The organism is Microbacterium sp. Bi128 (assembly GCF_918698205.1).
The window spans coordinates 1-3,147 of record NZ_CAKKMM010000554.1 but is presented as its reverse complement, the minus strand read 5'-3'; the positions used below and the strand labels follow the sequence as shown (position 1 = coordinate 3,147).

Here is a 3,147-nt window from a genome sequence, read left to right as displayed (position 1 = left end):
GGACTACACCAAGGGCATTCGCCACCGTCTGAAGGCGTGGGGCGAACTGCTCGAGGATGGCCGCGCCACCGTCGAGGACGCCACCCTCGTGCAGGTCGCGAGCCCCAGCCGCGAACGCGTCGAGGCCTACGTGCAGCTGCGCGACGAGATCGAGATGACCGTCGGACGCATCAACGGCGACCGCGACACGATGGGGCACACCGCGATCCGGTACCTGCACCAGTCCTACCCGCGGGAGGAGATGGTCGCGCTCTACCTCGCGGCTGACGTCATGCTCGTCACGGCCCTGCGCGACGGAATGAACCTCGTGGCGAAGGAGTACGTCGCCAGCCGGATCGACAACCGGGGCGTGCTCGTGCTGAGCGAGTTCGCCGGCGCGGCAGATGAGATGGGCAGCGCCCTGCAGATCAACCCGCACGACATCGACGGCCTCAAAGAGGCCATCGTGCGTGCGGTCGACATGCCCGCGGCCGAGCAGGGGCGCCGCATGCGCGCGCTGCGAAAGCGGGTGCGCGATCACGACGTCGAGGATTGGTCGCGCGAGTTCCTGGAGGCGCTCTCGGCCTTCCACGGCCGGACATCGAGCGCCCCGGCGGCCGTTGCCGCTCGCGCCGCCTCCGTGGACGAAGAGGCCGGCTCATGACCGCCGCCGACGCCGCGATCGAGGCCGTGTCCACCACGGCGGTCCTCTTGGTCGCGCTCGATTTCGACGGCACGCTCGCTCCGCTCGTCGACGACCCGATGACGGCGCGGATGACGCCGCGCGCCCGGGCCGCGGTCGATGCCCTCGCCGCCGCGCCCGACACCGTGGTCGCCCTCGTCTCGGGGCGGTCCCTGGGGCACCTGCGCGAGATCGCGGAGCACGACGACGACTCTCCGGTGTGGCTGGCCGCGTCCCACGGCGTGCAGTACTGGGTTCCGGGCACGGGCGAGGAGCCGGCGCCGGACGATGCCGAGCACCTGTCGCTCCGGGACCGGCTCCAGGCCGAGCTGGAGCGCCGCACCGCCCACGCGACCGGCGTCTGGATTGAACCGAAGGAGTTCGGTGTCGGGGTGCACACCCGTCGAGCGGATGCCACCGACGCGGCGGAGGCGCGCGAGATCGCCGACGCGCTCGTCGGCGCGGAAGCGCCACGGTGGCGTCGCCGCACCGGCCACGACATCCTCGAGTTCGCGTTCCGCCACGAGGGCAAGGACTCCGCCGTCGAGCGCCTGCGGGAGCGCGTAGGGGCGACGGCCGTGCTCTTCGCGGGCGACGACGTCACCGATGAGGACGCCCTGCGCTCGCTCTCGGCGGGGGATCTCGGCATCCATATCGGTTCCGGAGAGACCGCGGCCGACCTGAAGGTCGCCGACATCGATGCTTTCGTCGACGTTCTCGAGGCCGTGGCGCATCAGCGCGTCGCCCACGCGCAATAGACTGCGAGAATGCCCGCACCGCACAATTTGACCCCCGCCGGCGAGATCGACATCAAGCCCCGCAGCCGCGTCATCACCGATGGCATCGAAGCCACCACGTCGCGCGGAATGCTCCGCGGCGTCGGCATGGGCGACGATGACTGGGACAAGCCCCAGATCGGCATCGCGTCCAGCTGGAACGAGATCACGCCCTGCAACCTGAGCCTGGACCGTCTGGCCCAGGGCGCCAAAGAGGGCGTGCACTCCGGTGGCGGATACCCGCTGCAGTTCGGCACCATCTCCGTCTCCGACGGCATCTCGATGGGCCACGAGGGCATGCACTTCTCGCTCGTCTCGCGCGAGGTCATCGCCGACTCGGTCGAGACGGTCATGCAGGCCGAGCGGATCGACGGCTCTGTGCTCCTGGCCGGCTGCGACAAGTCGCTGCCCGGCATGCTGATGGCCGCGGCCCGCCTGGACCTGGCCGCCGTGTTCCTCTACGCCGGCTCCATCATGCCCGGCTGGGTCAAGCTCGAGGACGGCTCCGAAAAGGAAGTCACCCTCATCGACGCGTTCGAGGCCGTCGGCGCGTGCGCCGCCGGCAAGATGAGCCGCGAGGACCTGGACCGCATCGAAAAGGCCATCTGCCCGGGCGAGGGCGCCTGCGGCGGCATGTACACCGCCAACACCATGGCCTGCATCGGCGAGGCCCTGGGCATGTCCCTGCCAGGCTCGGCCGCACCGCCCTCCGCGGACCGCCGCCGCGACGCCTTTGCGCACAAGTCCGGCGAAGCCGTGGTCAACCTCCTGCGCCTGGGCATCACCGCCCGCGACATCATGACGCGCAAGGCGTTCGAGAACGCCATCGCCGTCACGATGGCCTTTGGCGGTTCCACCAACGCCGTGCTGCACCTGCTCGCGATCGCCCGCGAAGCCGAGGTGGAGCTGACGCTGGAGGACTTCAACCGGATTGGCGACAAGATCCCGCACCTGGGCGACCTCAAGCCGTTCGGCCGCTACGTCATGACCGACGTCGACAAGATCGGCGGCGTGCCGGTGATCATGAAGGCACTGCTCGACGCCGGCCTGCTGCACGGTGACTGCCTCACCGTCACCGGCAAGACCGTGGCCGAGAACCTCGCCGCGATCAACCCGCCGGACCTGGACGGCAAGATCCTGCGCGCACTGGACAACCCGATCCACAAGACCGGCGGCATCACCATCCTGCACGGCTCGATGGCCCCGGAAGGAGCTGTCGTCAAGAGCGCCGGCTTCGACGCCGACGTCTTCGAGGGCACGGCCCGCGTGTTCGAACGCGAACAGGGCGCGCTCGATGCCCTGGACAAGGGTGAGATCCACAAGGGCGACGTCGTCGTGATCCGCTACGAAGGCCCCAAGGGCGGCCCCGGCATGCGCGAGATGCTCGCCATCACCGGCGCCATCAAGGGCGCGGGCCTGGGCAAGGACGTCCTGCTGCTGACCGACGGACGGTTCTCCGGCGGAACCACCGGCCTGTGCATCGGCCACGTCGCGCCGGAAGCCGTCGACGGCGGCCCCATCGCGTTCGTCAAGGACGGCGACCGGATCCGCGTGGACATCGCGGCCCGCACCTTCGACCTCCTGGTCGACGGCGCCGAGCTCGAGGCCCGCAAGGTCGGCTGGGAGCCGCTCCCGGCCAAGTTCACGAAGGGTGTGCTCGCCAAGTACGCCAAGCTCGTCCACAGCGCCTCCACGGGCCCGTATTTCGTC

Annotated in this window: 3 protein-coding genes; all 3 read left to right on the top strand. The window is 70.0% G+C overall.

What is annotated here, in order from left to right:
- Window positions 1-643 (top strand): trehalose-6-phosphate synthase (locus LQV45_RS22790; protein WP_230008945.1); only part of this gene is annotated, 643 nt, incomplete at its 5' end.
- Window positions 640-1,419: a trehalose-phosphatase gene (otsB, locus tag LQV45_RS22785; RefSeq protein ID WP_230008944.1), complete on the top strand. Its 780-nt coding sequence runs from the start codon at window positions 640-642 to the stop codon at window positions 1,417-1,419. The genes LQV45_RS22790 and otsB, both read left to right, overlap by 4 nt.
- 9 nt (window positions 1,420-1,428) lie before the next feature.
- A partial coding sequence (ilvD, locus tag LQV45_RS22780) for a dihydroxy-acid dehydratase (RefSeq protein ID WP_230008943.1) occupies window positions 1,429-3,147 on the top strand: 1,719 nt, incomplete at its 3' end.